Raw genomic sequence first — 26,600 nt, 5'->3', positions numbered from 1 at the left:
TTTCTTGCCTAGGCCTGTCGCCTGCGTTATTCTTTTACCTCTTCCGCCTTCCGGTTGATATAAAACGTGCGGCCCCCTTGCTTGACACGGGCCCGGTCTTGCTTATCAAAGTCTGAGGCCAGCGTGTAGCGGCCGAAGGGAGCCGTGCCTTCGGTGGTGTCGGCCAGGAAATCAGAGGTGATAAAGGTGAACCGCCCACGGGTTTTTACGCGGGCCAGGCCTTTACTGAACGGATGGGCCTCCTGAAAAATTACCGGATCGGTGGGGACATCGGGACCCGTAATGTAGAACCACCCGCGGTAGTCGCGCACGGCCGCGTAGCCTTCGGTAAAGTCATGAGCATTGAAGTAAAAAGCCCCGAGCTCTTCCCCCTTCTCATCCAGAAACGTGTATAGCTGGCCTACGCGGGCCCGAGCATAGCCATCGGAATAGGGGTACAGAGCCGTGTAGGCGGGCTTTACCACTTCCTGACCGGCCGCATCAACAAACCCTTTCACGCCATTCTGTGTCACTATGGCGCGGCCATCGGTAAACTCCCCAATTGAAGCGTAGGTAGCAGGCAACAGGGTGTCGCCGCTGGCAGAGAGTAGGCCCCAGCGGTTGCCTTCCCGGAAAGCAGTGGGCGGAGTAGCCGAGGAAGAGTGCAAGCCCCACCACCCCAGTGCCAGCACTGCGGCTCCCACGGCGGCGCTACGACGCGGATAGCGGCGCACATAACTGCCGGCCGTGCGTGCGTATTGCCGCCACCGCGGTAACGCGGCCCGCACCGCTTGGGCTGCCGCCTTGGGTTGGCGGAACTGCAACTGCAGCGTTCTAGGCCAGGTGGGGCGGGCGGCCGGAGCAGCGACTCCCGAAGCTGCCGGAGCCGCTGGCGCAGAAGTAGGAACCGCCGCTGCCTTGCCTGCCATATCTGGTGAGAGCTGCCGAATCAGGGCTTCCAGCTGCTGAATCTTTTGCTCCAGCTCCTGCGTGCGGGCCGCCGACTGCGCCTGGTAGGCTTGCATGGTGGCCTCGCTGGAAACTTTCTCCTCATTTTCAGCCGCCAGGCGTGAGGCTAATGCTGCCGCTTCTGGTGCTGCCGGCGAAGCGGCAGCCAGCTCTTCGCGCAACTTGGCAAGGCTTTGCTCCCGCTCGGCCTCTCGTTTTTCCAGGGCTTGCAGTTGCGCGCTTACCGTGGCCTGCAGGTTGGCTCTGAGTTCTTCCAGCTGAGCCTTCTCCTGATTGCGGATAGCCACCAAATCAATTTCATAGCCGGAGTCGGTGCGGTCCAGCTCGCTTAGCTCTTCGGCGCCCAGCCAACGCCAGAGTTTACCGGCTTGCTGGCGTAGCAGATCGGCTGGGCCGGGCTGGTAAGCCGCCGCGGGCGAGGCAGTTGGCGTAGGCGGCAACTCCAGGCCCAGCTGCCCCATGAGTAGGTGCAGGTCGGTGGGTGAGAGGTCAATTTCTGGTGAGGCCAACTGGGATAAGCGGCGGGTGAAACGGGCCGGGTCGGGGAGGAGGTGGAACGCCGAGGCAGCGGGCACGGAACTCATGCGCTCTTCCACTTCCGGCCCGAAACGTACTGGCTCAGCAAATAGCACTAGGCCACTAATGAAGTTTAAGTTAGCGGCTTCAGTGGGTAGCAGCTGTGCTAGCCAGGCGGCTAGGGCTTCACGCTGGGCCTGAAACTGTTGGAAAGGATTTTCAGTACCACCGGTGCCCAGGAGTGGAGCCTCGTTGAGCAGCCACGGCCCCACCCTGAAATCGGGAATGTTGAGTAGGCCACCCGTGGGCACCAACAGCAGCAGAGTAATACTGCGTGGCCGCACTACTACTGCCTCCAGCACAACGGTCTCTGGACCTGATTCAAGCGGAAAATTACCCAGTAACAGGGTGTCTGGGGCTTGGCTTTCAGCGATTAGCGCCGCCACCAGGGCTTCAAACTGGCCCTGGCGCACGGCGTCAGCAAAAGGTGTAGGTTGGTAGGTGTGCAGCATAGAAGAAGCGGACTTGCCCCAGCAGCTTGGCTAACTCCCAAAGGTGCCGGTAGGCAACCGGGCCAAGAGCGAAGTCAACTTTTCTGCGGCTGGGCAAGTATAGTCCTTTACGCTCTCCCGCTCATTTGTTTTCTACTATCCATGGATTCTACTGCCTCCACTCCGCAATCTACCCCAACGCCTACCATTCCGCTTGAGGTTACCGATCAGCAAAACAGCGCCTTGCTAGAAGACACGCTGAACCTGCTTAATAATGGCGCACCCAAAAAAGCCGACAAGCATGGGCTGGCTGAAATTGACCGCTGGGAAGAAGTGTTGCGCGCCTCAGAGCGCCCTGGCCTAGCCAAAATTATTCAAGAGCTCAGCACCTTACGTGAGCAGCTCAACGCCTCCGATACGGAGCCGCATGAGTTGGCCGAAACGCTGGCCACCCTGGGCGCCGAAACCAACAAAGTAGCCGATGAAACCTCGGACAACTACAGTGCCCCCCTTAACCAGCTAGGCAAGCTGCTGATAAAAGTCAGCAATGTACTGTCGCGCTAACGGCGCTATTTTCCAGAATAAAAAAGCCCCGGCCAATCAAGGTCGGGGCTTTTTTGTTGGGGCATTTAAGTACGGTGGCTTGGCTGGCCCGCCACGATTTTCTGTGGCGGCTAGGCTAGGGCTGGGCCCGTACCGTAGCTTTGCACTTTCGTTTGCCCCGTTGTTATGTCTGACCATCCGCTTCCTGCCGCCGATTTAACGCTTTACGACCCCTTCGACAGCATGCGCTTCAGCGCGCACCAGTGCTTTCTGTGCGGGGCTCCCACCACCCCTCCCACCGACTCAGTACCGGTGTTTGCGGAGTGGCTTATGGAGCGGTATAACCTGGCAGAGCGGCCCATCAAGCTGCTCGACATGAGCATTGTGAACTATCAGGATCTGCGGATTGCCTGCTGCCCACGTTGCCGCACGCAGCACGTAGAGCCGCTAGAGGCCCTGGTTGAGCGGGCAGCCAATGAGGGCATTAGTGGCCTACGCCGCCTCGATGAGCAGACGTTGTTTCTGTGGCTGGGGAAAATGTTCTACGGAATCCTGATTACGGAGCTGCTTAATGAGCTTGACCCATTGGCCAAACCCCAGTACCCGCTGGCTGAAAACGCCCAGATGCTGCGGCGTTTTCAGGCATTCTTTCAGCCCTTGCAGGCTCTGCGCGTACCCATGGAGTACGACGACTTTGTACCAGGCTCCATCTTTATTCTGGAGGTCGACCCTACCGAGGACCACATGGCCTTTGAGTATGATGACGACTTGAGCACCATTGCCTTCAGCATTAAGCTCGACAACACCGTGCTTATGGCGTGTCTGGTAGACAACGGAATTATTTCCCAGGCTATGCGGCGAGTGTACCAGGATGCGCACCGCCCCCTGCACCCCATACAGGTGGCCGAGTTCAAGGCTCGCGTGTACTATGCCGCCTACCTGCTCAATATCATCCCTGATTATTACACGCGCCCCGTACAGCCCGGCGATACCGGGGTGGTAATGGACACGTTCATTGATGACATAACGGCCACGGTGTTTAATCCCTGGGAGAATTCAGGATATGCGCAGTCGTTGCTGGAAATGTGGAAGCGGTGGCAAATACCGCTGGAGGAAATCATGCGTGACCCTGAGCAGCCTCTTTCTTACCTGTATGATGCGCAAGGGCAGCCTCAGGTGATGAAGCAACTAACGAGGGAAAGCGAAAAGGAATGAGGGTAACAGCAGGGCTTAACCCGCCTGCCAGGTTGGGTCAACGGCCGGCAGCTTGCTAAGCTTAATGCTGGGCCAGCGCCCTTCTAGGCCACCTTTTTTACACTCACGCTCGTTCACCAGCACATCCACGCAGTGGCGGTGGCGGCGGTTCATCGTATCGTGAATGATATAAACGCCATCTAAGGCGCCGGAAATACCGCTTACGCGCACCTTATCGCCATAGCTAAAGGGGCCACCCCACTTTTCAAGCAGGTCGCGGGAAACGGCCAGCCAGCGGGTTTTGCTGGAGTGGCGGGTAGGAATGATGGAGCCGTCAGCGGTTTCCATCGGGTTATCATCGGTCTGGCCCCTTTCAGGCCAGTAAGTAGTAGCCGTAACGGTGTACGACAAAGTCTTGGGCGCCTTTTTTAAGGGCATCACCGGTAAAGCAACGGCTACCGGACGGGGGCTCAGGCTGGCCACTGTAGAAGGAAGTGCCAGGGCAGGGACGGAGATAGTTCGGGGAGGGAATAGGAAGGTCAGTAGGAATAACGCAATGGACATGGTGTGTGGGTTCGTGCACTCTCGCTCTGTCCGGAGAGGATGGACGGCCGGCCCGACTCGGCTAATGGGAAAGGCATAACCAACTTTTCAACAAAAAAAGTTGCCTTATGTATGTGCATGTGCGACAAAGGCCGCAAATCATCGTTTTAAGCGGAAAAGAATCTAATAAATAGATAATTATAATAAAATATTGTACTTAGTATACAGCTTCGAATAAGAGGGGCCAAAGGTACGACTATTTTTTTAAGCCGAAAAAAGCCGCTGCTAACCTAGTGAGCAATAGCCTGGGAGCAGGGCAGAAGCGGAATTGTTTGTTAAGGACCCGCGCTTACGTAGGCCATCTTGAAAAGGTTACGGGCAGGTGAGCAGCAGAACCAGCATGGGTCAGCTTCGTAGAGGTTGTGATTGAGCTTAACCCGCCTCGGGTGATTTCATCCTTCTCACCGAAAAACTGTGTCCATGACCTCATCTTCTGCCATTCGCACAAGGCCTACCCTATGGTTAAGTGTAGGGCTAGTAGCCACTGGTTTACTAGCCGCGTGCTCGTCGCCGGGTACTGATAAAACTTCTGTGGCTACCACCGCCGCCTCCGATTCTGCGACTACCGCACCGGTAGCACCAGCCAACTCGCCTTTGCAGGTAGTGGCGCAATTTCGGGAGCCCCAGATTGTGGGAGTAGCCGTGCTGCCGGACGGCCGGGTATTCGGTGACTTCCCGCGCTGGGACAATAACCCCGTGGCCCCTGTAGCAGAAATTGGCACCGATGGCTCCGTAAAGCCGTACCCCGATGCCAGCTGGTGCCAGTGGAACGAAACCGTGCGCAATGAGCCCTCCAAGCACTGGATATGCCCGCAGAGTGTGTATGCCGATAAGGCTGGCATGCTGTGGGTGCTTGACCCTGCCTCGCCGGGCATTAAAGGCACGGTGCCGGGTGGGCCTAAGCTGGTGAAGATTGACCCTAAAACCAACCAGGTGGTGCAGAACATCAGCATCCCCGAGAGTGTGGCCTCGCGCAAGTCGTACCTCAACGATGTACGTATTGATACTCAGAACAACTATGCCTACATCACCGAGTCGGGGGTGGGTAGCCTAGTGGTGGTAGACTTAAAGACGAACAAAGCGCGCAAGCTGCTGGCCATGCACCCTTCTATGATGGGGGATACTACCCTCAATATCAAGGCCGATGGCCACGAGATGATTGACCCAACCGGTAAAAAAGCCCGCTTCAACGCCGATGGTATTGCTCTTAGCCAAGACATGCAGTACCTCTACTGGAAGCCTCTGACCAGCTACAAGCTATTCCGCATCAAAACGGAGGCTTTGCGTAACCCCGCCCTCTCGGATGCCCAACTGGCTGAGCAGATTGAAGACCTTGGCAAGGCTCCGGCTTCTGATGGCATGGAGATAGACGCCAACAACAACCTTTACCTGACGGCATTCGAGGACCATTCCATCAAACGCCGCGCACCCAATGGCAAGATTGAAACCGTAGTGCAGGACCCCCGCCTGGAGTGGCCGGATACGTTTGCATTCACCGCCGATGGAATGGTGTACGTCACCAATTCAGCTATTCATAAAACACCCACCTGGAATAAAGGGGTAGGCAAACAAGACCAGCCTTATCATATCTTTAAAATGAGCTTGCCCAAGTAAGCTAGGCCTGTAGCTAATCATAAAAGCCTTTCCTGCTTACAGGGAAGGCTTTTGTTTAAAATGACTAGATTGGCTTTCAGACCTGACAAGATAACCAGCATGTAAATCATTGCGCTGATTGCTAGGTTTATTTGAGTATGCGAATATCAGTTTTCGCTTTTTAGTCAGAGGTTTTACCTTTACCCCCGACCACACTAGCTCCCACCGCATGGACGCTTACTCTTATATCGCCAACGCCCACGGCGAATACATCGATCAACTGTACCAAGCCTATAAGAACGACCCCGAGTCGGTTGATTTTGGCTGGCGCAAGTTTTTCGAGGGCTTTGATTTCTCGCAGCAGTTTCCTGAAGATGGCGCTGTGCAGGCCGATGGCCAAGGCGTACTGACTACGCCTGCCAGTACCAACCAGGCCGGACAAGTTCGAGCAGTTGATAAAGTGTCGGCCGATAAGGAGACACAGGTGCGTAACCTGATTCATGCCTTCCGTAGCCGCGGGCATTTGGTAGCCAATACCAACCCCGTGCGCCCCCGCAAAGACCGCAAGGCCCGCCTCTCGCTGGCTGACTTTGGCCTGGGCGAAGCCGACCTCGACACCGTGTTCAAGAACGGTGAAGTGATAGGCCTGGGCCCCGATGCTAAGCTGCGCGACATTCTGGCGGCGCTGGAAAAAATATACACTCGCACTATTGGGTTCGAGTATATGTATATCCGCGACCCCCAGGTGCTCGACTGGTTCCGAGAGAAGGTGGAGAAAGACTCGCTGAGCTTTAACCCTGGCCTGGAGTACAAGAAGCGCATTCTCAAAAAGCTGAATGAGGCCGTTGTATTCGAGAACTTCCTGCACACCAAATTCCTGGGCCAGAAGCGCTTTTCCTTGGAAGGTGGTGAAACCACCATTCCGGCCCTCGACGCTATTATCAATAAGTCGTCGGAGCTAGGCGTGAAGGAGGTAATGATCGGGATGGCCCACCGTGGCCGCCTGAACGTGCTGGCCAACATCATGGGCAAGACTTACGAGCAGATTTTCTCGGAATTCGAGGGTACTGCCGTACCGGACCTAACCATGGGCGACGGCGACGTGAAATACCACATGGGCTACAGCTCAGAGGTAGAAACGGAAGGTGGCCAGAAGGTAAACCTGAAGCTGGCGCCCAACCCCTCGCACCTGGAAGCAGTAAACCCCGTGGTAGAAGGCTTTGTGCGGGCTAAGATTGAGCACCAGTACGGCGGCGACTACCACCAGATTCTGCCCATCCTGATCCACGGCGATGCTGCTTTGGCGGGCCAGGGCATTGGCTACGAGGTAACGCAGATGTCGCAGCTGGAAGGCTACAAGACGGGCGGTACCATTCACTTCGTGATCAACAACCAAGTTGGTTTTACTACCGACTTTGAAGACGCCCGCTCATCCATCTACAGCACCGACCTAGCCAAGATTATCGACGCTCCCGTGTTGCACGTGAACGGCGACGACCCCGAGGCTGTAGTATTTGCCGTGCGCCTGGCTACGGAGTACCGTCAGCAGTTCCACGCCGATATCTTCATTGATATGGTATGCTACCGCCGTCACGGTCACAACGAGTCGGATGAGCCCAAATTCACGCAGCCCACGCTCTATAACCTCATCTCGAAGCACCAGAACCCCCGCGAAGTGTACAACGCCATGCTGGTGCAGCGCGGCGACGTAGACGCGGAGCTGGCGAACCAGATGGACCGTGAATTCCGCGACCTGCTCCAGGCCCGCCTGGACATGGTGAAGCAGAAGCCGTTGCCGTATAACTACCAGGCTCTGGAAAACGAGTGGCGCAGCCTGCGCCGCAGCAAGCCCGAGGACTTTGAGCAGTCGCCTGAGACGGGTATCAGCGAAGAGGTAGTGCAGAAGGTAGGCCAGGCCCTGACTACGCTGCCCGAAGGCTTCCGCCCCCTGAAGCAGATTGAGAAGCTGATGGAGGAGCGCAAGAAAATGTTCTTCGAAAGCCGCGTGCTCAACTGGGCCGCCGGTGAGCTACTGGCCTACGGCTCGTTGCTGCACGAAAACCACATTGTGCGCGTAAGCGGCCAGGATGTGCAGCGCGGTACGTTCTCGCACCGCCACGCCGTCCTACATGATGCTGAGACTTCGGCTCCTTATAACTCCCTGAACTACATTGAGGAAGGCCAGGAGAAGCTGAGCATCTACAATTCGCTGCTGAGTGAGTATGCGGTGCTGGGTTTTGAATTTGGCTATGCCATGGCCAACCCCACGGCCCTGGTGGTGTGGGAAGCGCAGTTCGGTGACTTCGCCAACGGTGCCCAGACGATGATCGACCAGTTCATTGTGTCGAGCGAGAGCAAGTGGCAGCGTATGAACGGTGTGGTGATGCTCTTGCCCCACGGCTACGAAGGCCAGGGCCCGGAGCACTCCAACGCCCGCCCCGAGCGCTTCCTGCAGCTGGCCGCCGAGAACAACATCATTGTGGCCAACATGACCACGCCGGCTAACTTCTTCCACGCCCTGCGCCGTCAGCTGACCTGGGAGTTCCGCAAACCGCTGGTGGTAATGTCGCCGAAGTCGATGCTGCGCCACCCGCTGTGCGTGTCGCCGGTGGAGGAGTTCACCTCCGGCTCCTTCCGCGAGGTGCTCGGCGATGTGTACGCCGACGCTAAAAAGGTGAAGCGCGTGCTGCTTTGCTCGGGCAAAGTGTACTTCGACCTGTTGGAAGAGCAGCAGAAGTCGGGCCGCACTGATGTGGCGCTGATACGCTTGGAGCAGTTGCACCCCTTCCCCAAGAAGCAGCTGGACGCTGAGCTGGCGAAGTATCCGAAGGCCAAAGTATACTGGGTTCAGGAAGAGCCCGAGAACATGGGCTACTGGAACTACCTGCTCCGCTTCATGCGCCGCGACTTAGAAGATGTGATTTCGCGCAAGCCATCAGCGTCGCCGGCTACCGGCTACAACAAGGTGCATATCAAAGAGCAGAAAGAACTCGTTGCCCGCGCCTTCGATAAGCCCCGTGAAGAAGTAGCGGACTCTATTATCAAGGAAACCGCCGCGAAAGCGCAGAAAACCGACTAACTCTGTTATTCTAAGGTGAAGCGAGGAAGCTGAATTAGCCTCTAGGCCAGTAACCCAGATTCCTCGCTTTACTCGGAATGACAGCTCAAACGACATTCTCCCGAAAACCCTTCAAAACTCCCACTTATGGGTCTGGAAATTAAAATCCCCGCCGTTGGCGAGTCTATCACCGAGGTAACCATTGCCAAATGGCTCAAAGCCGACGGTGACACCGTAAAACGCGATGAGATTATTGCAGAGTTAGAATCTGATAAAGCTACGTTTGAGCTGCCTGCTGAAGCGGATGGCGTACTGAAAATTCTGGTGGCAGAAGGCGAAACCATTGGTATCGGAACCGCTATTGCCGATATCAGCGGCGACGGTGCGGCTTCCGGTTCTGCTGCTCCGGCGGCAAGTGCTCCGGCTGCGGCCAGCGTTACGGCACCGGCGGCTGACCCCATCAGCCAGGGCGAAGAAAACCCCCAGGCCAGCAACCAGAGTGGTTACGGCGGCTCGCAGGCTGGCTCGGCCGATACGCCTACTGCTGCTTCCCCAGCTGCCGCTCCGGCCGCTGGTGGTGCCGCTTCGGGTGGCGGTGTTACGGTGGAGATGAAGATTCCGGCCGTGGGTGAGTCCATCACGGAAGTAACCGTAGCCAAGTGGCTGAAGGAGGACGGCGCCCAAGTACAGCGTGACGAAATCATTGCTGAGCTGGAGTCGGATAAGGCAACGTTTGAGCTGCCCGCCGAAGGTAGCGGCACCCTGCGCCACGCGGCCAAGGAAGGCGAAACCATCGGCATTGGGGCTACCATTGCCCGCATTGAAGGGGGTAGCGGTGCTTCGGCCCCGGCAGCTACCCCAGCCGCGGCTCCCGCTGCCAGCCAAGCTGCTCCGGCCGCTGCTGCTGCGCCTGCTTCCAGCTCTACGAGCTACGCTACCGGCACGCCTTCGCCGGCGGCTGGTAAGATCCTCGGTGAGAAAGGCATTAACCCCGCCGACGTACAAGGCTCGGGTCGTGATGGTCGTATCACCAAGGAAGACGCCCAGAACGCTCAGGCTCGTCCGGCTGCTCCGGCACCGGCTGCTGCCCCAGCGTCGGCACCTGCTAAAGCGGCGCCTGCCCAGGCTGCACCAGCTGCCAGCGGTAACCGCAACGTGCGCCGTGAGCGCATGAGCAACCTGCGCAAGACGGTAGCCCGCCGCTTGGTGTCAGTGAAGAATGAAACGGCCATGCTCACCACCTTCAACGAGGTGAACATGCAGCCCATCATGGACCTGCGCAACAAGTTCAAAGACAAGTTCAAGGAGAAGCACAGCGTAGGCCTCGGCTTCATGTCGTTCTTCACCAAGGCCGTGTGCGTGGCCCTGAAAGAATGGCCCGCCGTGAATGCCCAAATCGATGGCACCGACATCGTGTACAACGACTTCTGCGACATCAGCATTGCCGTGTCGGCCCCCAAAGGCTTGGTAGTACCGGTAATCCGCAATGCGGAGGAGCTGTCGTTTGATGGTATTGAGAAGGAAATTCAGCGCCTCGCTGGCCTGGCCCGCGACAACAAGCTCACCATTGAGCAGATGACCGGCGGTACGTTCACCATCACCAATGGTGGTGTGTTCGGCTCTATGATGAGCACCCCGATCATCAACGCGCCGCAATCGGCTATCTTGGGTATGCACAACATCGTGCAGCGCCCCATTGCTGAGAACGGCCAAGTAGTGATTCGCCCGATGATGTATCTGGCCCTGAGCTACGACCACCGCATTATCGACGGCCGCGAGTCGGTGTCGTTCCTGGTGCGCGTGAAAGAGCTTCTTGAGGACCCAACGCGCCTGTTGCTGGGTGTTTAAGCTCCGTTTGCCTAAAATGCGCACTCAGTGCTGCCAATGCGCTTCTTTCAAGCCCCTTGAAATGGAGCGGGCAAGCGTGGAGACTCGCATAAAAGCAACGAAAGCATTATTGAAAACGCTCGTCCTCCTTGCTGGGGACGAGCGTTTTGCGCTTAAACTGTTGCGGTGTCCCACTTGCACTCAGTATTGGCAAACAGCCCGCGAGTGGAATTTTGATAACAAGGAATACGCGTATCAGGTCCCTGAGATAACCATTGAGGAGTGGCGACAGGAGCCCTACACTCAGCCTGCAGCCTGGTTTTTATATTCGGCCATGATGTCTAACTACTTTGCTCAAAACACCTTTGAGGAAAGTGAGAATCCCTGTCGGGCAGAAGGCTGCGCTAAGCGAGCCCTTAAGTTTAGCGGTGTATGCCAGCAACACCATATTGAGCAACTGCAACGCGTAGGTTTGCTGCCAAAGAAACCTCTGGGGCGGCTCTTTGCGCCCTACTTATGAAGTAGGCTTCCTCGCGCAGCAGAGAGCCTCCATCTTTTAAAAAGTAAAGCCCACAAAAAAGCCCGCCGGATATGTATCCGGTGGGCTTTTTTTGGGTGGGGATGGGTGGATGAGTGGGTACGGAGTAGAGGTGGGTAGGGCGGGAAGGAAGGGAAAACGGAAAGTATTAGTCGACGGGCAGTTCGCGGGAGCGGGTAGCGCTCAGGCGGGTAGCGAGTTGTTTGGCGAGTTGTTTGGCTTCTTCGGCTTTAGAGCCCGAGAAGTGCTCCTCAATGGTAGAGGAGAAAATATTGAGCCAGTGCTGAATGTGCTGACCGCTACGGGGCAGGGCAACCTGCTCGGGCAGTGGCTCGCCTTCGGTGCTGCCGTGGCCTAGCAGGGTGCTGCTCCAGTAACGGTACTGGGTAGTGAGGTAATGGGGCCAGTGTATGCGGGCCGCCGCACCAAAGCTGGCACCGAGCAGGGTATCATTAGTTGCCTTGTGGCACAGAGTATCTACCAGCGTCTTGATGTCACGCTCGGTTTGGATGTCGGGCAGAGTAGCAGAAGTTTTCATAAGCTGGCGGGGATCAAACTGGGTGGGCTCTCGGATACGTAGCGAATTTACGCAGGTTGCTCAGCTTTCGCTAGTAATCGGAAAAATTTTATTTATTCTTTTTACAGTGCAGTGTCGGAATAATTGGTTTTTGCTATTAAAAGTTCGCAAGTGGCTAAAAAACAAGACAGTCCAGCTTTAAAAGCCGGACTGTCTTGATTAAAAATATTTTTGCTAAGTGGGAAGTTTTTTACTTGATGCGTGTCACCCGGAGGTAATCGAGCATGGCTTGATTGACTTCGCTATTCATATTCCGATCGGCAGTCTCGTAGGCCAGTGTCAGCGGATAAGATCCCTTCTCCAGGCGCACAATTACCGGGTTCGAGAAACCCCAATCCGACCACTCCTCTACTCCCCGTTGAGGAAGCACCACCGTACCCAGCTGTTGCTGACCAAGGCGTAGCGTACGGATGGCACATTTGTTACTGGTGTTGATGGGGCCGTTGCCGTTGGCGTAGCGGAAATCGATGGCGTAGAGTCCGGTTTCCGGAATCTGTACGCGGGTGGTTAGCGCCTGATTATGGGTGGTGCTAATTTCCACGAAACCCCTACCCGTGAATCCGTGGTATGGTTTGCCAGATTTCGCCGCCGCGGTTTCCAGCTCATAAGTGCGGCGGAATTTCTCAGCCCCTATTGGCAACGGTTCACTGGCGAAGCTCTCGAACCCGGAGGCATCAACGGCCAGCACCTGGTACTCAGTGTAGGCCACTGGTGTGGGCACGGCAAACTCTGGTGTGGTAGTGCGGCCCGCAAACTGGCCGTTGCGCAGCACCTGGTAGGCGTTGGCTCCTTCAACAGCAGCCCAGGTGAGGCGGCCGTTGGTGTAGGCTACTGCTGGCGTCATGGGCGCTATGTGGTGCGGCACTTTATTCTGGGATGCCGCGGCAGGGGACTCATTAGCCAGTTCAATACGAATAGCGTGAGAGCCCGTAAGCGTGGCGGGTATGGTCGCATCGTGGAGAGGCTGCCCGTCTAGCGTGATGCTGCGAATAGTGCGGCCGTAGCCTAGCAGCTCCACATCTAGCGTAGATTGGCGGTACTTGAAACCGGTGAGCTTACGGGTGCCTTGCAGCGCCTGCGGTACGAAGGGCCGGAAAGTGAGGCGGTCAGCCTGAAAATCCATACCAAACAAGCCTTTATACACTAGACCCAACGAGCCGGAAAGGCTCCAGAGCATGTTGCTGCTGTTGATCTGGGTGCCGGCGAAGTCGCCGTTGCTGGCCACAAAGTTTTCCTTGTTGGTGAGGAACATGGCGGCGGGGCGAGCCACGGCCATCAGGCTTTCCATAAAGGAAGCTTCGTTGCCCACTTTAGCAGCGGCCAGGCCCCAGTAGCTCTGCACAAAGGGCCACACCGCATTATTGTGGTAGGGTGGAATACCGGAAATCTGCGGGTAGATGCAGGGTACGCCGTAGTCCAGTACGGGCGTGCTGGCCACTACGGTACGGGCCCGCGCCTCATCGGCTACGCCAAACAGCACCGTCAGGGCCTCCCCCAGCGCCTCTGCCTTTGGCGACACGGAGAGAAAGTTGCGGCCATACAGGTACTGTCCGTAGTAGCCATTCTCCTCCAACCAGAGGTGTTGGTTGATGCCTGCTTTGATGCCTTCGGCCAGCTTGTGGTGTTTAGCAGCTACCTCGGGGTGGCCTAGCTGCTCGGCCATTAGGGCCAGCACCTGGTTGCCCTGGAAGTGGGCCGCGTTGGTGCCCAGCGTTTCGCTCTGGTAGATGTCTGCGGGCTGCATCCACTTGGGGTAGGTTTGCTCGCGCCAATCCAGAAACGATGACTCCCCGCGCACCAGCCCCGTAACCGGGTCGTAGGCCACCTGCTGGTCGTCCTCGATGCAGTTCTTGATGATGGGGTACACCTGCCGCAGCCAGGCCTCGTCGCCGGTGGCTTTATAGATTTCCCAGGCGGCCGTGGCCCAGATGATGCGGTCGGTGGAGCAGGGGTAGGCGCCGCCCGTGCCGGTGTCCTGAATGATGCGGCCCTCAGGCGTGACCTTGCGCATGAGGCTGGTTTTGGCAACTTCGGGCTGCAGCAGGGCCTGCGAGAGAATGATGCTGTAGCTGATGTCGCGGGTCCAGACGCCCGCCCACTCTTGGCCGGTCCGGAAAGTACCATCGGGCTCCACGGCGCGTTTGGCTTCCTCCAGGGCCATATTGTATAAGGCATCCAGCAGGGGGTAGTTGGAGGTGAGCTGCGGAAACCCCGAGACATCGAGGTTCTGCTTCCAGCTGCTGGCGGTGGTTTTGGCGTCGGAGTGGGCGTTGAGCGTGAGGGTGGTTTCGTAGATACCGTCACCGTCGGGGTCTTTCAGCTCCAGCTGGGGCTTGTTGATGAGGTTGTCGAAATCCCAGCTCAGCGGCGTGGTGTTGCCGGCCACAAATACATGCTTGAAATCGTCTTTATAGAGCTTCTGGCCGTTGTAGAGCTGGTAATAGCCCTGCTGCTGAAACGCGGCCAGCAAAGGCCGCAGATCCAGCCTGATCTTCAGGGGGGTGTTGGGGGCCAGGTAAGTATTGGCGGGTACCAGCGTTTTGTCTACGTAGTGCTGCCCAAACACAATGAGAGGCGTTTCGAGGCCAGTGCCGTCGGCTTTCGGAATGGCCATGAAGGTGTGGTCCTGGCCCGGCGGCATCTCATTGTCTTTGCCATTGAGGCTGAACTTGAAGCTGACCTGAGGGCTCTGGAACTCGTTGGCGGGGCTCTGGTAATCAGAAGTCAGCTCCGTGCGCGAAAGCGCCCGGGCGGTGTGCATACCCTGCACCAGCGAATCGCGGTAGACGGTATAAGCAGCCGACTGCCACACGGGCGGTGCGGCAGCAGTAGCCGCCGCAGTAAGAGTAGTGGATTTTTGCATCTGGCAGGAGCCCAACAGGCCTAGGGGGAGTAGGAAACCGACGGGAAGGAAAGGATAGCGCATGGGGGAAGGAGCGAGCGGGCGGGGCGTTAACGTACGAGGGGAAACGCGAAAAGAGGAGACGGTAGTGCGTGATAACTACCTGAGTCTGGCCTGGAAAACGTGGGGGAATTACGGCCCCACCTTTTTCTGCCGCCCGCCAAGTACCACCAGTGCCACGGCCACCACAATGAGCGCGGCCCCACCGAGCATGCCCGCATTTAGCTGCTCACCGGCAAATGCCCAGCCCAGCAGTACGGCCACCACGGGATTTACAAAGGCATACGTACCCGCAATAGCTGGCTCTACTACGCGCAGCAGCCAGATGTAGGCGGTGAAAGCCACAATCGACCCAAACGTAACCAGATAGGCGTAAGCCAGCCACGACTTGGTAGTGACCTGCGCCAGCTCAAAGCCGGTGGTCTCACCTTTGATGAGGCCTGCCACCAGCATTACCAACCCGCCACACAGCATCTGCATGCCACCCGAGACAAAGGGTGAGGGGGCCGGCTGGTTTTTCTTGGAATACAGGGAGCCAATGGCCCACACCAGCGCCGCAATCAGCACCAGCGCCATTCCCAGCGTTTCGTGGCCCGGTAGGGCTACGTGGCTGGCGCCGGGCGTGCGGGCCAGCAGGTACACGCCGCCCAGGCCCAGGGCCAGACCCACCGCTACCAGCGGAGCCGGGCGGCTGGCCAGGCCACTCCACCAGCCCAATAGCGCCAGAAACATGGGCACCGTAGCCACCAGCAGTGCCGTCAGGCCCGAGGGGAGGTACTGCTCGCCCAGCGTTACACCGCCGTTGCCGAAGGCCAGCAGGCAGGTGCCAATGATAAGAGCCGTGAACCAGCCTTGCCGTGTGGGGGCGGGCTCACCCTTCCAGCGCATGTAGCCATATAGCAGAGCCCCCGCCGATGCGTAGCGCGTGCCCGCCATCAGCAAGGGCGGTATAGAATCAATGGCGAACCGGATACCCAGGTAGGTAGAACCCCAGATAATGTAGAGGGCCGCAAAGGCCAGCAGAATAGATGCGCGCGAAGGGGAGATGGGAGCAGACATGCCACAAACCTACGTTGGTTTTGCAGAGGTGGCCTAGGCTATTACCTACATAGGTGCAAGAGATGCTTCGTTATGCTGAGCTTGCCGAAGCATCCCTACCTCTGGCTAACTACTGGCCTAGACCTGTCAACACCAAAGCGGCAGAGATGCTTCGGCAAGCTCAGCATGACGGGCTTTTAATAGTCCTGAATGCATGATCGGGCCTACAGACAAGTTAACTAGGCTTTAGGCCAGTTGTGCTGCCACGCAGCGTTTCCTTCCAGATGCCGTTCTTTGCTAAGTACTCACCTCCCGTATTCCCCGTGCGTTTCCTTCTCCTGCTTTTCCTGGTTAGCCTCTTAGGCCTATCCCGCCCCACCTTGGGGCAGCTGCTACAGCCTAAAGCCGCCTTCTCGCGCCCCGACTCGTTGCGCGGAGCCCTCACGCCGCTGCGCACCTGCTACAACATCAACTACTATCACCTCGATGTGAAGCTGGATGTGGCCAAAAAGGCTCTCAGCGGCTCCAACGAATTTCAGTTCACGGCCACTCAGGATTTCACACGCCTGCAGTTTGATCTGTTCGCTAACTTGAAAGTGGAGAAGGTGGCCTACGAGGGCCAGGAGATGCCGTTTACCCGTGAGGCCAATGCCGTGTTCGTGACCTTTCCCCAGCCCATCCGGAAGGGGCAGCGCGCCGCTTTCACGGTGTTCTACTCCGGCCAGCCTACCGTAGCCGAGAATGCGCCCTGGGACGGGGGGCTCATCTTCGCCCAGGATGCCAAGGGTAAGCCGTGGGTGGCTACCGCCTGCCAGGGCGTGGGGGCCAGCATCTGGTGGCCCACCAAAGACCACCAGGCCGATGAAGTGGACAGTATGCTCATCAGCATCTCGGTACCCAAGGGGTTAAAGGATGTTTCCAATGGGCGCCTGCGCAAAACTACGCCCCTGAAGGGCGGCTACACCCGCTACGACTGGTTCGTGAGCAACCCCATCAACAACTACGATGTGGCCATGAACGTGGGCGACTACCAGCACTTTTCCGGTGGCACCTACGCCGGCGAGAAAGGCCCCCTTACCCTCGACTATTGGGTGCTGCCCGAAAACCTCACCAAGGCTAAAAAGCAGTTCGCCGATAACGTGGTCCCCATGCTTAAGTCGATGGAGTACTGGTTTGGGCCCTACCCGTTTTACCAGGATGGCTATAAGCTGGTAGATGCGCCCCACCTGGGCATGGAACACCAAAGCGCGGTGGCCTACGGCAACAAATACCTCAACGGCTACCTCGGCAAAGACCGCTCCGGCACGGGCTGGGGCCTGAAGTGGGACTTTATTATCATCCACGAAAGCGGCCACGAGTGGTTCGGCAACAATATCACCAGCAAGGACATTGCCGACATGTGGATTCACGAGGCCTTCACCACCTACTCCGAAGCGCTGTTTGTGGAAAGCCAGTTTGGCAAGGACGCCGCCCAGGCCTACATTCATGGGCAGCGCCGCAATATCCGCAACGACGAGCCCATCATTGGGCCCTACGGCGTGAACAAGGAAGGCTCCAGTGATATGTATGACAAGGGCAGCAACATGCTCAATACCATCCGCACCAGCCTCAACGATGATGAGAAGTGGCGGCAGATTCTGCGCGGCCTGGGCAGCACGTTCTACCACCAAACCGTAACAACAGAGCAGGTAGTGGCCTACATTAACCAGCAGAGTGGCCACAACCTTACCGCCGTGTTTAACCAGTACCTGCGCCACACTGCCCTGCCCACCCTGGAGCTGCGCTTCGAGCAAGGCCGCACCCTGGCCCGCTGGATTGCCGATGAGCCCGCCTTCGATTTGCCGGTGCGAGTGCGGGTTAAAGGAGGCAGCTATCAGTTTATCAAGTCCACTACCACCTTTCAGGCCATTGAAGTGCCTGGCCTGGCCAAAGAAAACGTGGAGGTAGACACCCTGAACTACTACATCGGGGTGCTGGTGGAGTAGGGATGCCCGAGCATATTAACACAACCCCCAACGTTAATTAGGCCGTCATGCTTGATCTGGCGTCCGCGCAGTCGAAGCATCTCTACCGCTGGCTAACTAACTGGCCTAGGGCATAACCGCTTCATAGCCCAAAGCTTAAACCCGGGGCTAGTGAATGTTCATCAGACTGGCCTAGGCCTCTGCAACGAAGCGGTAGAGATGCTTCGACTGCGCGGACGCCAGATCAAGCATGACGGTCTTTTAGCTTATCTCCCTCTCTACTTCACAAATACACCACTTCACAAATTCACCGTGCGTACCTTCGCGCCCGTTGATTTCCACCGAATTCACTCGTTGAATATGAACCAATACGACGTTACCGTTATCGGCTCCGGCCCAGGCGGTTATGTGGCGGCCATCCGCTGCGCCCAGCTAGGCCTCAAAACTGCCCTGATTGAGAAGTACAGCACCTTGGGCGGCACTTGCCTCAACGTGGGCTGCATCCCCAGCAAAGCCCTCCTCGACTCGACGGAGCACTTCCACAATGCCGGCCACACCTTCAAGGAGCATGGCATTGAGCTGAGCGACCTGCAGATCAACATGAACCAGCTCATCGACCGGAAAAACGGGGTGGTGAAGGCCAATACCGACGGCATCCAGTTCCTGATGAAGAAGAACAAGATCGACGTCATTCAGGGCGTGGGTTCGTTCGTGGATAAGAATCACATCAGCATCACGCCCACCGCGGGCGGCGAAGCGCAGCAGATCGAGACGAAAAACGTCATCATTGCTACTGGCTCTAAGCCCACCGTGCTGCCTTTCATCAAGCAGGACAAGCAGCGCATCATCACCAGCACCGAGGCCCTGAACATCCGGGAGGTGCCTAAGCACATGATCGTGATTGGTGGTGGCGTAATCGGGCTGGAAATGGCTTCGGTGTACGCTCGCCTCGGCGCGAAAGTATCGGTGGTGGAGTTCATGGACTCCCTCATCCCGACCATGGACCGTGCCCTTGGCAAAGAGCTGAAGCGCATCCTGGGCAAAATCGGCATCGAGTTCTTCCTGAGCCACAAAGTAACCGGCGCTACCCGCGAGGGCGACGCCGTGACCGTAACCGCTACCAACCCGAAAGGCGAGGAAGTGAAGTTTGAAGGCGACTACTGCCTGGTAGCCGTGGGCCGCGTGCCTTACACCGCAGGCCTGAACCTAGAAGCTGCCGGCGTAGAAATGGAAGAGCGCGGCCGCATTAAGGTTGATGAGCACCTGCAAACCAACGTACCCGGCATCTACGCCATCGGCGACGTAATTCGGGGAGCTATGCTGGCCCACAAGGCCGAGGAAGAAGGCGTGTTCGTGGCCGAAACCATTGTAGGCCAGAAGCCGCACATCAACTACCTGCTCATCCCCGGCGTGGTGTACACCTGGCCGGAAGTGGCCGGGGTGGGCTACACCGAAGAGCAACTGAAGGAGCAGGGCAAGGCCTACAAAACCGGCAACTTCCCCTTCCGCGCCTCGGGCCGCGCCCGCGCCTCCATGGACCTCGACGGCTTCGTGAAAGTGCTGGCCGACAAGGAAACCGACGAAATCCTGGGGGTACACATGATTGGCCCTCGCATCGCCGACCTCATTGCCGAAGCCGTAACGGCCATGGAGTTCCGCGCCTCCGCTGAGGACGTAGCCCGCATGAGCCACGCCCACCCCACCTACGCCGAAGCCATGAAGGAAGCCTGCCTAGCCGCCACCGAGAACCGCGCTATTCACATGTAATTTCGCATTTGCAGTAGAAACGAAAAGAGGCTGCAGCTCCCCTAGGAGCTGCAGCCTCTTTTCGTTTCAGGTAAGGACTTAATAAGCCAGTACAGGCTCTTGCTTTGGGTCTGCGCCGTACTGGTTGTCGCCGCGAGTGCCTTCTGTGCAGTCAAGCACTAGCAGCCAAATGGCTCCCACCAGCGGAATGAGCACAATGAACATAAACCAGCCGCTCTTATTCACATCATGCAGTCTTCTTACAGATACTGCTAAACCGGGAATGAACATGGCCAAGGCATAGAGCATGTAAACAGGGCCGTAGCCGATGCCATCCATAGCGGTGCCCAGCACTACATCAGCCACCATAGCTACTATAGCGAAAATGATATGGAATAGAGTGAACATCCAGTACTCCTTGCGCCGGGCGCGGCCCTGGAATACGGCGTAGTTTCTTAAAGCGTGTAAATAGTACTGCATGCATAAAAGAGTAAAGCGGGTCCTACTCGTAAGGCTTTTCGGTGTCGCCTCGTTTTTATAGTGGCTTCTGAACTCCACTCAAGCTTAACGAACACCCGCGCACCCAGAAGTAGTCGCGCTGGCAGATGTTCCTAAGCCCATGGCAATATAGCTATTCAGATAGTAGTGTGAAAGCACGAACCTTGCTTTAATCCTAGTATTGAAAAGAGTTGACCTTAATAAATGGGTTGTTCTATGCTGATGATGGCTTGTGTTGTGATAAGCGATATGGAAATAGTTAAAATTTCAACTGTGTAAGCTGTATCTACAGGCTTATGTTTCTAGAGTTAGATTTTTTAAACCTACTGTGGCCTGTGTGCCAGAGGTTAAAATAGCTACGTCTTCTGCACCAGCTTGAACCCATCTTTGGTTACTTGGTACTACTGGCCCTAGATGGTGAGGGTTTCATCTTCCAGCAGCTTGCTTAAGTTCTTAATGTCGCCCGTCGCCTAGTTACGGATGCGGCTGGGGTTGAGCTGGCGCTGATTGAAAGAAAGGTTCAGGCGGAAAGCCGTGTACACCAGGTCAACCCGCACAAGGTAGCGGTCCTGCAGGTGCAGGGCCTCCAGGTCTGGGAAAGGCTGGTATCGGGCGGTAGGCGTTGAGCTCAGCGCCGGAGGGAGTGGTTTGAGCGTAAGCGGCGCTGATGCTCAACCGGAGAGGTAGCCCACGGAGAAAAGCCCGGAAGGATACAGAAAGCATTGGATAGGATAATAAGCACAAAGGGGGGCAAAATGGGGGGGGGCTGGCAGGTGGCCTAGCGTGACTTATTTCACCCCTCCGGCAGACAAACTGCTCAGCTAGATACTTGCAGGCGTACACTAACTGAGGTCGTGGCAACGTTGGGTATAGAGTATGGTGAATAAAACATGTACACGAGCATGCTTACCCTGTGCATAACAAGCGCTGGTGCCACCAAATTGTCGGTCTAGGCTTCTATTCCAGCAAAACCTATTTCACCTCTAGCCAACCCGTATGAACCTCTTTCGCTTCCGGCGCCGCGCTACGGCCACGCCTTCCTCGCCCAAAAGCCCAGCCCGCGAGTGGCGCGACGCCGTAGTTTTCGCCGTAATGGCGGCCACGTTTATCCGGTGGTCGGCGGTAGAGGCCTACACCATCCCTACGCCCAGTATGGAGAACTCCCTGATGGTGGGCGACTATTTGTTTGTGAGCCGCCTGCATTACGGCCCCATCACCCCCCAAACGCCCCTGCAGGTGCCGCTTACGCACCAGAAGCTTTGGGGCACTGAGCTGCAGAGCTACTCCGATGCTATTCAGCTGCCCACGTATCGGTTTCCGGGTTTTAGCTCCGTGCATCGCAACGATGTAGTAGTGTTTCATGTGCCCCACGAGCAGCAGCGCCCCGCCGATATGCGCACTCACCTGATTAAGCGCTGCGTGGCCGTAGCCGGTGACACCCTGGAAATCCGTCGGGGGCAGGTGTTTCTGAATGGCCAGCCGGGCGCGGTAGCCGGCCAGCTCCAGACCACCTACTTCATGCAGGTAGACCACCCCGATGATGCCGTGCGGCAGGCCCTGCATGAGCAAGGCGTGGCTGACTACAACGAGCCCGACGGCATTCCCCAGGCCAGCACTGACCCGGCCACGGGTAAGTCCGGCTTCTTCATCAGCTGTACGCCTGCCGTGGCGGAGTACTTCCGCCGCCAGCCCTACGTGAAGGCGCTAACCGTCCCTGAGTACCGCACCCAGCTGTTCCCCAACGTGGGTGATTTCCACAACCCAACCGCCGCGCTGAGCAGCCAGCCCCACAACTGGCAGCTAGATGGTTACGGCCCCCTGCCTGTGCCCCGCAAAGGCCAGACGATAACCCTCACGCCGGCCAATGCCGCCGCCTATTACGCTATTTTAGCCCAGTATGAAGGCAATGAGGGCATTACCTGGCAGCAGGGCCAGATCTACCAAAACGGCCGGCCACTCACGCGCTACACCCTCAAGCAGAACTACTACTTTATGATGGGCGACAACCGCCACAACTCCGAGGACTCCCGCTTCTGGGGCTTCGTGCCCGAAGATTATATTGTGGGTAAGGCAGTGTTTGTGTGGCTCTCCATTGACCCCTACGCCGACCTGCTCCACAAAATTCGGTGGAACCGGCTGCTGAAACCCGTCAGCTAGGGCAAGTGTAGGCTCGCGGGCGCTATGAATCAGCATGGGCAAACAGGCACCAGGCAAGATGTTATTACCTAGAGTGTTCTGACCATAAGGAGCTAGCAGAATGAGCAGTTGAGGAGCGGACACTATCTTGCCGGACCTACGTGGCGGCACTTGGGTAACACTGCTTACGCATTACAGTATGCACCACACCATGAAATCCTCGTTGCCATTATTGCTGACGCTCCTGTTGAGTATGTGTCTGAGCTGCTCAAAAGATAAGGCTGACACAGCTCCAACGGTCCCGCCAGCTGCCAGCGCTGGGTTTGCTTATGGTGCCGATACCAGTTGGATGACTGAAATGGAAGCGGCGGGGCGCAAGTTTTACAACAACGGCGGTGTGGCGCAAGATCTGTTTACCGTGCTCCAGGGCAAAGGCATCACGGCCATTCGGCTGAGGGTGTGGGTAAATCCTGCTGACGGCTGGTGTAACACGCAGGATCTGGTGGCTAAAGCCAAGCGGGCGCAGGCCGCCGGGCTGCAGACGTTAATTGATTTCCATTACAGTGACTCCTGGGCCGACCCAGGCAAGCAAACCAAACCCGCTGCCTGGACCGGGCAAAGTGCCACTGGCTTGGCGCAAGCCGTATACGACCACACGCTGGCAACGCTCTCAGCACTGAAGGCCGGCGGCGTAACGCCAACCTGGGTGCAAATAGGTAACGAAATAAGTGATGGCATGCTCTGGCCAGAAGGTCGGCCCTCTCTCTCCATCAACAACTTCCAGGCTCTGGCTCTGATGATTAACCGCGGTGGTGGCGCTGCCAAGCAGGTATTTCCGAATGTGAAAGTAATTCTGCACGTAGCCAATGGACAAAAGCTGAACGACGCCCGCTGGTTGCTGGATGGTGTAAAAGCCCAGGGGGCCACTTGGGATGTGTGCGGCTTCTCAGTGTACCCCACTGCTGCTAACTGGGCTACTATCAACCAGCAGGTACTGGCTACCATGCAAGATGCTGCCACGCGGTATGGTAAGGAAGTAATGATATGCGAGGCAGGTATGAGCGTGGCCGATGCCATGCCCTGCCGCGACTTCCTCCGCGACCTGATAAGCAAAACCAAATCAGTGCCGGGTGGCCTGGGCGTATTCTATTGGGAGCCACAGGCGTATGCTAATTGGCAGGGGTACACTATGGGCGCATTTAATACCAGCGGCCAACCCACCGTAGCTATGGATGCCTTTCGGCAGTAATGGCCAGCGCGTTTACTTGTGCCTGGGCCTGGGGCTGACGAAAGTAAAACCTGAGAGCCAGAACCCAGAGCCGAGGTCAACCGGTAGTTTGTGATGTGGTAGCATAAGGTGTTGCATAGCAGACCTATATCTGAGCTTTGCGGCAACCTTTGGGAGTAGCTCTGCGAATACCTAGTTGGGGCGGCCAAGGCGGGGTGGCCCTGCCAGCTAAACCGGAACGCTCGATTTCCGCTGAGCTATACCTGCACTTCCATGAGCAAGCATAAGAAACAGAAAAAGAAGAAAGCCAAGCAGCTTCAGGAGGCCGTGCCGGAAAACATGCTTGACGCAGCCGTGCTATCTATCAGGAAATTTCGGAAGATAACCAACGAAATTGCCAAACTGAGCCTTGGGCAGAAGGTGGTAGGTAGCCTAGTGTTGGCGGCAGCTGGCCTTATCTACCTGGACCAACGCAAGGGCGATGACAGTGGTACTTCGTTTACCTCAAGGTTTAACTGGCCCAGGCTACCCGAAGCAGAGGAAACTGCTGCTTCGGAGGCAACGGAAGAGGAGGGGGCAGCTCCCATCAGAGAAGCGGCTATTTCGCGGAAAAGCCGGAAGAACCCCAAGGCCAGCAAGGGCCAGACTACTCATAAATCTCCCGACGATACAGTGGCGGATATCAGGTCATGAGGCAGCTGTAGTGACCTGCAACTCCGCTCAGAAGGTCATCTGCTCTGTACCCCTGCTTCCTGATTGCTACTCCGCGAAAGCAACTAGGGTGGCGCGCAGCAGTAAGGTGAAACCAGCCTGAACAAGCAATACGCCTTCGGCCGCTTTGCGTTACCTGCGTGGTAGCTAATGCCAAGTAAGGTTACGTACGGAGTGCGAGTAGCCTTTTCAGAAAGAACGCCATTGCCGTAGAAATCAACTCTCTCACTTAGCATCAAGTACTATGAAAAAGAGTAAGAACAAGCAGAAGAAAACCGATAAGGCAGCAAAGTCCGGCAAGAAAACCTCCTTGCTTGGCGGAGCCGGTAAGTCGCTGAAAAAGCTGGGCAAGGGTACTGGCCTGGGCAAGCTAACCACAACGCAGAAGGTGCTAGGCGGGGCGGCCCTGCTGGCCGTGGGCCTGGGCTACTTAGGTAAGCGCCGCAGTAGCACTCCGGCTGCCACCCCAAACCCTGATGCCAAGGCCGCGGAAGATACTTTGGCCTCCATGGAAGGAAGCGGACTGTAGTTCTGCTGGCCTAGCCCGGCAGATTGTAAGCGTACGAGGCTGATGAGTGGGCTACACCCAATCAAACTTCACACCCAAGAAAAGAGGCTGAGGCGCTGTAGCCTTTAGCCTCTTTTTTGTTGGCGGGCCAGGGTAATGCTCGGCCCTTCTAGAGCGTTAGCAAAGTGCCTGAGCAGGCGAGCATCAGGTTGAAAAGGAAGAGAATAAGTGCTTGTATGTGGCCCCTAGCCTTTTTTATCTTTAGATAATGAACAAGCTGACGAGAGGTATGGTGGTGGGCGCCGGGCTACTGTGGCCCGCTCTGGCTTACGCCGGGGAGCGGGAAGAAAAGTACACGTTGCTCCTGGCCGGCGGTATTGGGGGCCTGCTGGTTGGGGCGCTGCTATACACTCTGCTTATGCTGCTGGCGGCGGTGTACCTAAAGCATAAGTTGGCAGTTACGGCGGCTTTTGCGGTGTGCGTGCTCCTGTACCTCGACATGGAGTACCTTTCTTTTCAAACGTTGCGGGTGGCACTGGGCCTCATGCGTACGCCTACCGGCAACCCTGGCCCGGTACCTCTTACATTCTGGCTCCTGCTGCTACCGGTGGGGGCACTGGCAGTAGGCCTGCTCGTATTCCGGATAGCTCTGCGCCTTTGGAGAAAGCGCCAGCGGCCCGTTTACCGACATGACGCCCCCCGGTCGGGAGCGAAGTGGCCTAGCGCCCCGCTGAAGTAAGTTGTGGGCAGATACGCAAAGGCTACCAGCTGCTTAATGCACGTAACACCATATGCGCTAGTGGCAGGTAGGCAACTAGTACGGCCCCAGTTAGGCTCTGGCGCAAAGAAATACTCAGTATCCTCCGAAGGCTTCGCCCATGAAACAACTTTTGTTGGTGCTAGCGGCATCAGCCCCTATCCGTGAGCAGTGCGCAGGCCCAGCTAGGACTATCAGCTAGGTTTGGGATAGGCCTACGGGCCTTGCAGTCTTCAACCGCGAAAATTAGTTCTGCCGCGACGACGTTAAAACCCAAGTGCTACAGGCTTCTTTTGAAGTACACCAGCCGCTAGGCCAGCAGAATTTTCAGCGCCCCGGCATGTCATAGGCAGTGATGAAGGCAGCTAGCTACTAAACGGAAAAAGGCTGGAGCTCCGGGAGCTTCAGCCTCTTCTGGTTTAGGAGTGAGTGGTCCTTATGCTTGGAGCTTCACGCCGAAAGCACTCGGACCTTTAGGGCCCATTTCTACCTCAAAGGTCACTTTGTCGTTCTCCTTGATGGTGATGCCGCCCAGGGCGTTGGCGTGCACAAAAATGCTCTGCTGCGTCTCAGAGTCCTTGATGAAGCCGTAGCCTTTAGAGTCGTTAAAGAACGTAACGCTGCCTTTGCGCACCGGATCTTCCTGCTCCATGTCTTCCTGCTTCATCGCGCCGATGCGGATGTCCTCGGTCTTGATTTCCTTTTTCTTCTTCGGATCGGGAGGAGTAGAAGAAATATTGCCGTTCTCGTCTACGTAGGCCAGCATTTCTTCCAGCGCTTGGCCTTTCTTGGCGTTGGCCTGGCGCTCTTCTTTCTTCTCTTCCTTATCCTGACGCTTTTTCAGGCGCTTCTTTTCGTTTTCCTTCTTGCCGAAAGTGGCTTGCGATTTACCCATATGTGTTGGTGGTCGTTTATAGTTGCTTTGCTATGCGAAGTCAGAGGGTGGTGAAACAGATGATCATATTACGACAAATTTGAACGGGTTAGCGTTCATAAATTCAATAAAACCTATAGACTAATAAATGGGGCGGGCTCTGCCGTACCGGCACTACCGCGGCAGGCTGGCATTACGCGGGCGGGCGCAAGCGCCTCAAACTCATCCGCTTCCAGAGCGCCAAGGGCCCGCTTCGCAATAAGAATAGACTAATAATAGGTAAAGTTACCGCTTATTCTGGCAAGTATGGGGCTGCCTGGCAGAATAAGCTCCACAAAGGAAGGGCCTGA

The 26,600-nt window shown here is 56.8% G+C and carries 19 protein-coding genes; 12 read left to right on the top strand and 7 right to left on the bottom strand.

What is annotated here, in order from left to right; all coding sequences use genetic code 11:
• Positions 1-26: 26 nt before the first annotated feature.
• On the bottom strand, positions 27-1,976 hold the full coding sequence (locus tag HMJ29_RS05565; RefSeq protein WP_171590541.1) for a WG repeat-containing protein: 1,950 nt from the start codon (positions 1,974-1,976) through the stop codon (positions 27-29).
• Between the two features lie 141 nt (positions 1,977-2,117).
• Here HMJ29_RS05565 and HMJ29_RS05560 point away from each other — a divergent pair, with 141 nt between their 5' ends.
• Both HMJ29_RS05560 and HMJ29_RS05555 read left to right on the top strand, forming a co-directional pair.
• Complete coding sequence (locus HMJ29_RS05560) at positions 2,118-2,519, top strand: hypothetical protein (protein ID WP_171590540.1); 402 nt, start codon at positions 2,118-2,120, stop codon at positions 2,517-2,519.
• 165 nt (positions 2,520-2,684) lie between these two features.
• The gene (locus tag HMJ29_RS05555) at positions 2,685-3,713 is read left to right on the top strand and encodes a hypothetical protein (RefSeq protein ID WP_244678800.1); all 1,029 of its coding nucleotides are present in this window, start codon (positions 2,685-2,687) and stop codon (positions 3,711-3,713) included.
• Between the two features lie 15 nt (positions 3,714-3,728).
• On the opposite strand, the gene HMJ29_RS05550 is transcribed toward HMJ29_RS05555, so the two are convergent.
• Entirely contained in the window at positions 3,729-4,130 is a 402-nt protein-coding gene (locus tag HMJ29_RS05550) for an RlpA-like double-psi beta-barrel domain-containing protein (RefSeq protein WP_171590539.1), read from the bottom strand.
• Between the two features lie 585 nt (positions 4,131-4,715).
• Here HMJ29_RS05550 and HMJ29_RS05545 point away from each other — a divergent pair.
• The 3 genes from HMJ29_RS05545 (at position 4,716) to odhB (ending at position 10,794) form a co-directional block, all read left to right on the top strand.
• A complete protein-coding gene (locus HMJ29_RS05545) occupies positions 4,716-5,909 on the top strand; it encodes an L-dopachrome tautomerase-related protein (protein WP_171590538.1) in 1,194 nt (397 codons plus the stop codon).
• A gap of 208 nt (positions 5,910-6,117) precedes the next feature.
• On the top strand, positions 6,118-8,967 hold the full coding sequence (locus tag HMJ29_RS05540) for a 2-oxoglutarate dehydrogenase E1 component (protein ID WP_171590537.1): 2,850 nt from the start codon (positions 6,118-6,120) through the stop codon (positions 8,965-8,967).
• 126 nt (positions 8,968-9,093) lie between these two features.
• The gene (odhB, locus tag HMJ29_RS05535; protein ID WP_171590536.1) at positions 9,094-10,794 is read left to right on the top strand and encodes a 2-oxoglutarate dehydrogenase complex dihydrolipoyllysine-residue succinyltransferase; all 1,701 of its coding nucleotides are present in this window, start codon (positions 9,094-9,096) and stop codon (positions 10,792-10,794) included.
• Positions 10,795-11,459: 665 nt separating this feature from the next.
• Here odhB and HMJ29_RS05530 read toward each other — a convergent pair.
• From HMJ29_RS05530 to yedA, 3 genes are all read right to left on the bottom strand, one after another.
• Positions 11,460-11,849, bottom strand: coding sequence for a group III truncated hemoglobin (locus HMJ29_RS05530; RefSeq protein WP_171590535.1), 390 nt, complete (start codon positions 11,847-11,849; stop codon positions 11,460-11,462).
• Positions 11,850-12,078: 229 nt separating this feature from the next.
• Positions 12,079-14,814 carry an alpha-L-rhamnosidase-related protein gene (locus HMJ29_RS05525; protein WP_171590534.1) on the bottom strand — a complete coding sequence of 912 codons (2,736 nt, stop codon included), beginning with the start codon at positions 14,812-14,814 and terminating at the stop codon, positions 12,079-12,081.
• A 108-nt stretch (positions 14,815-14,922) separates the two neighbouring features.
• A complete protein-coding gene (yedA, locus tag HMJ29_RS05520; RefSeq protein ID WP_171590533.1) occupies positions 14,923-15,849 on the bottom strand; it encodes a drug/metabolite exporter YedA in 927 nt (308 codons plus the stop codon).
• Positions 15,850-16,151: 302 nt separating this feature from the next.
• On the opposite strand from yedA, the gene HMJ29_RS05515 reads away from it, so the two are divergent.
• Positions 16,152-17,813 carry a M1 family metallopeptidase gene (locus tag HMJ29_RS05515; RefSeq protein ID WP_244678799.1) on the top strand — a complete coding sequence of 554 codons (1,662 nt, stop codon included), beginning with the start codon at positions 16,152-16,154 and terminating at the stop codon, positions 17,811-17,813.
• A gap of 339 nt (positions 17,814-18,152) precedes the next feature.
• Positions 18,153-19,559 (top strand): dihydrolipoyl dehydrogenase, encoded by a 1,407-nt coding sequence (gene lpdA, locus HMJ29_RS05510; protein WP_171590531.1) that lies wholly within the window; start codon positions 18,153-18,155, stop codon positions 19,557-19,559.
• A gap of 78 nt (positions 19,560-19,637) precedes the next feature.
• Here lpdA and HMJ29_RS05505 read toward each other — a convergent pair whose 3' ends face one another.
• Complete coding sequence (locus HMJ29_RS05505; protein ID WP_171590530.1) at positions 19,638-20,018, bottom strand: DUF805 domain-containing protein; 381 nt, start codon at positions 20,016-20,018, stop codon at positions 19,638-19,640.
• Positions 20,019-21,032: 1,014 nt separating this feature from the next.
• On the opposite strand from HMJ29_RS05505, the gene lepB reads away from it, so the two are divergent.
• The 5 genes from lepB (at position 21,033) to HMJ29_RS05480 (ending at position 25,358) form a co-directional block, all read left to right on the top strand.
• Positions 21,033-22,193, top strand: coding sequence for a signal peptidase I (gene lepB, locus HMJ29_RS05500; protein WP_171590529.1), 1,161 nt, complete (start codon positions 21,033-21,035; stop codon positions 22,191-22,193).
• 328 nt (positions 22,194-22,521) lie between these two features.
• Positions 22,522-23,421 carry a glycoside hydrolase family 53 protein gene (locus HMJ29_RS05495; RefSeq protein ID WP_216634095.1) on the top strand — a complete coding sequence of 300 codons (900 nt, stop codon included), beginning with the start codon at positions 22,522-22,524 and terminating at the stop codon, positions 23,419-23,421.
• A 252-nt stretch (positions 23,422-23,673) separates the two neighbouring features.
• Positions 23,674-24,093 (top strand): hypothetical protein, encoded by a 420-nt coding sequence (locus HMJ29_RS05490; protein WP_171590527.1) that lies wholly within the window; start codon positions 23,674-23,676, stop codon positions 24,091-24,093.
• A 262-nt stretch (positions 24,094-24,355) separates the two neighbouring features.
• Positions 24,356-24,640: a hypothetical protein gene (locus HMJ29_RS05485; RefSeq protein ID WP_171590526.1), complete on the top strand. Its 285-nt coding sequence runs from the start codon at positions 24,356-24,358 to the stop codon at positions 24,638-24,640.
• Positions 24,641-24,887: 247 nt separating this feature from the next.
• Positions 24,888-25,358, top strand: a complete 471-nt coding sequence (locus tag HMJ29_RS05480; protein WP_171590525.1) for a hypothetical protein — start codon at positions 24,888-24,890, stop codon at positions 25,356-25,358.
• Between the two features lie 454 nt (positions 25,359-25,812).
• On the opposite strand, the gene HMJ29_RS05475 is transcribed toward HMJ29_RS05480, so the two are convergent.
• Complete coding sequence (locus HMJ29_RS05475; RefSeq protein WP_171590524.1) at positions 25,813-26,271, bottom strand: cold-shock protein; 459 nt, start codon at positions 26,269-26,271, stop codon at positions 25,813-25,815.
• Positions 26,272-26,600: the final 329 nt, after the last annotated feature.

The sequence above is a fragment of the Hymenobacter taeanensis genome (assembly GCF_013137895.1).
GTDB classification, from domain to species: Bacteria; Bacteroidota; Bacteroidia; order Cytophagales; family Hymenobacteraceae; genus Hymenobacter; species Hymenobacter taeanensis.
This window is presented reverse-complemented; position numbering and strand designations above follow the sequence as displayed.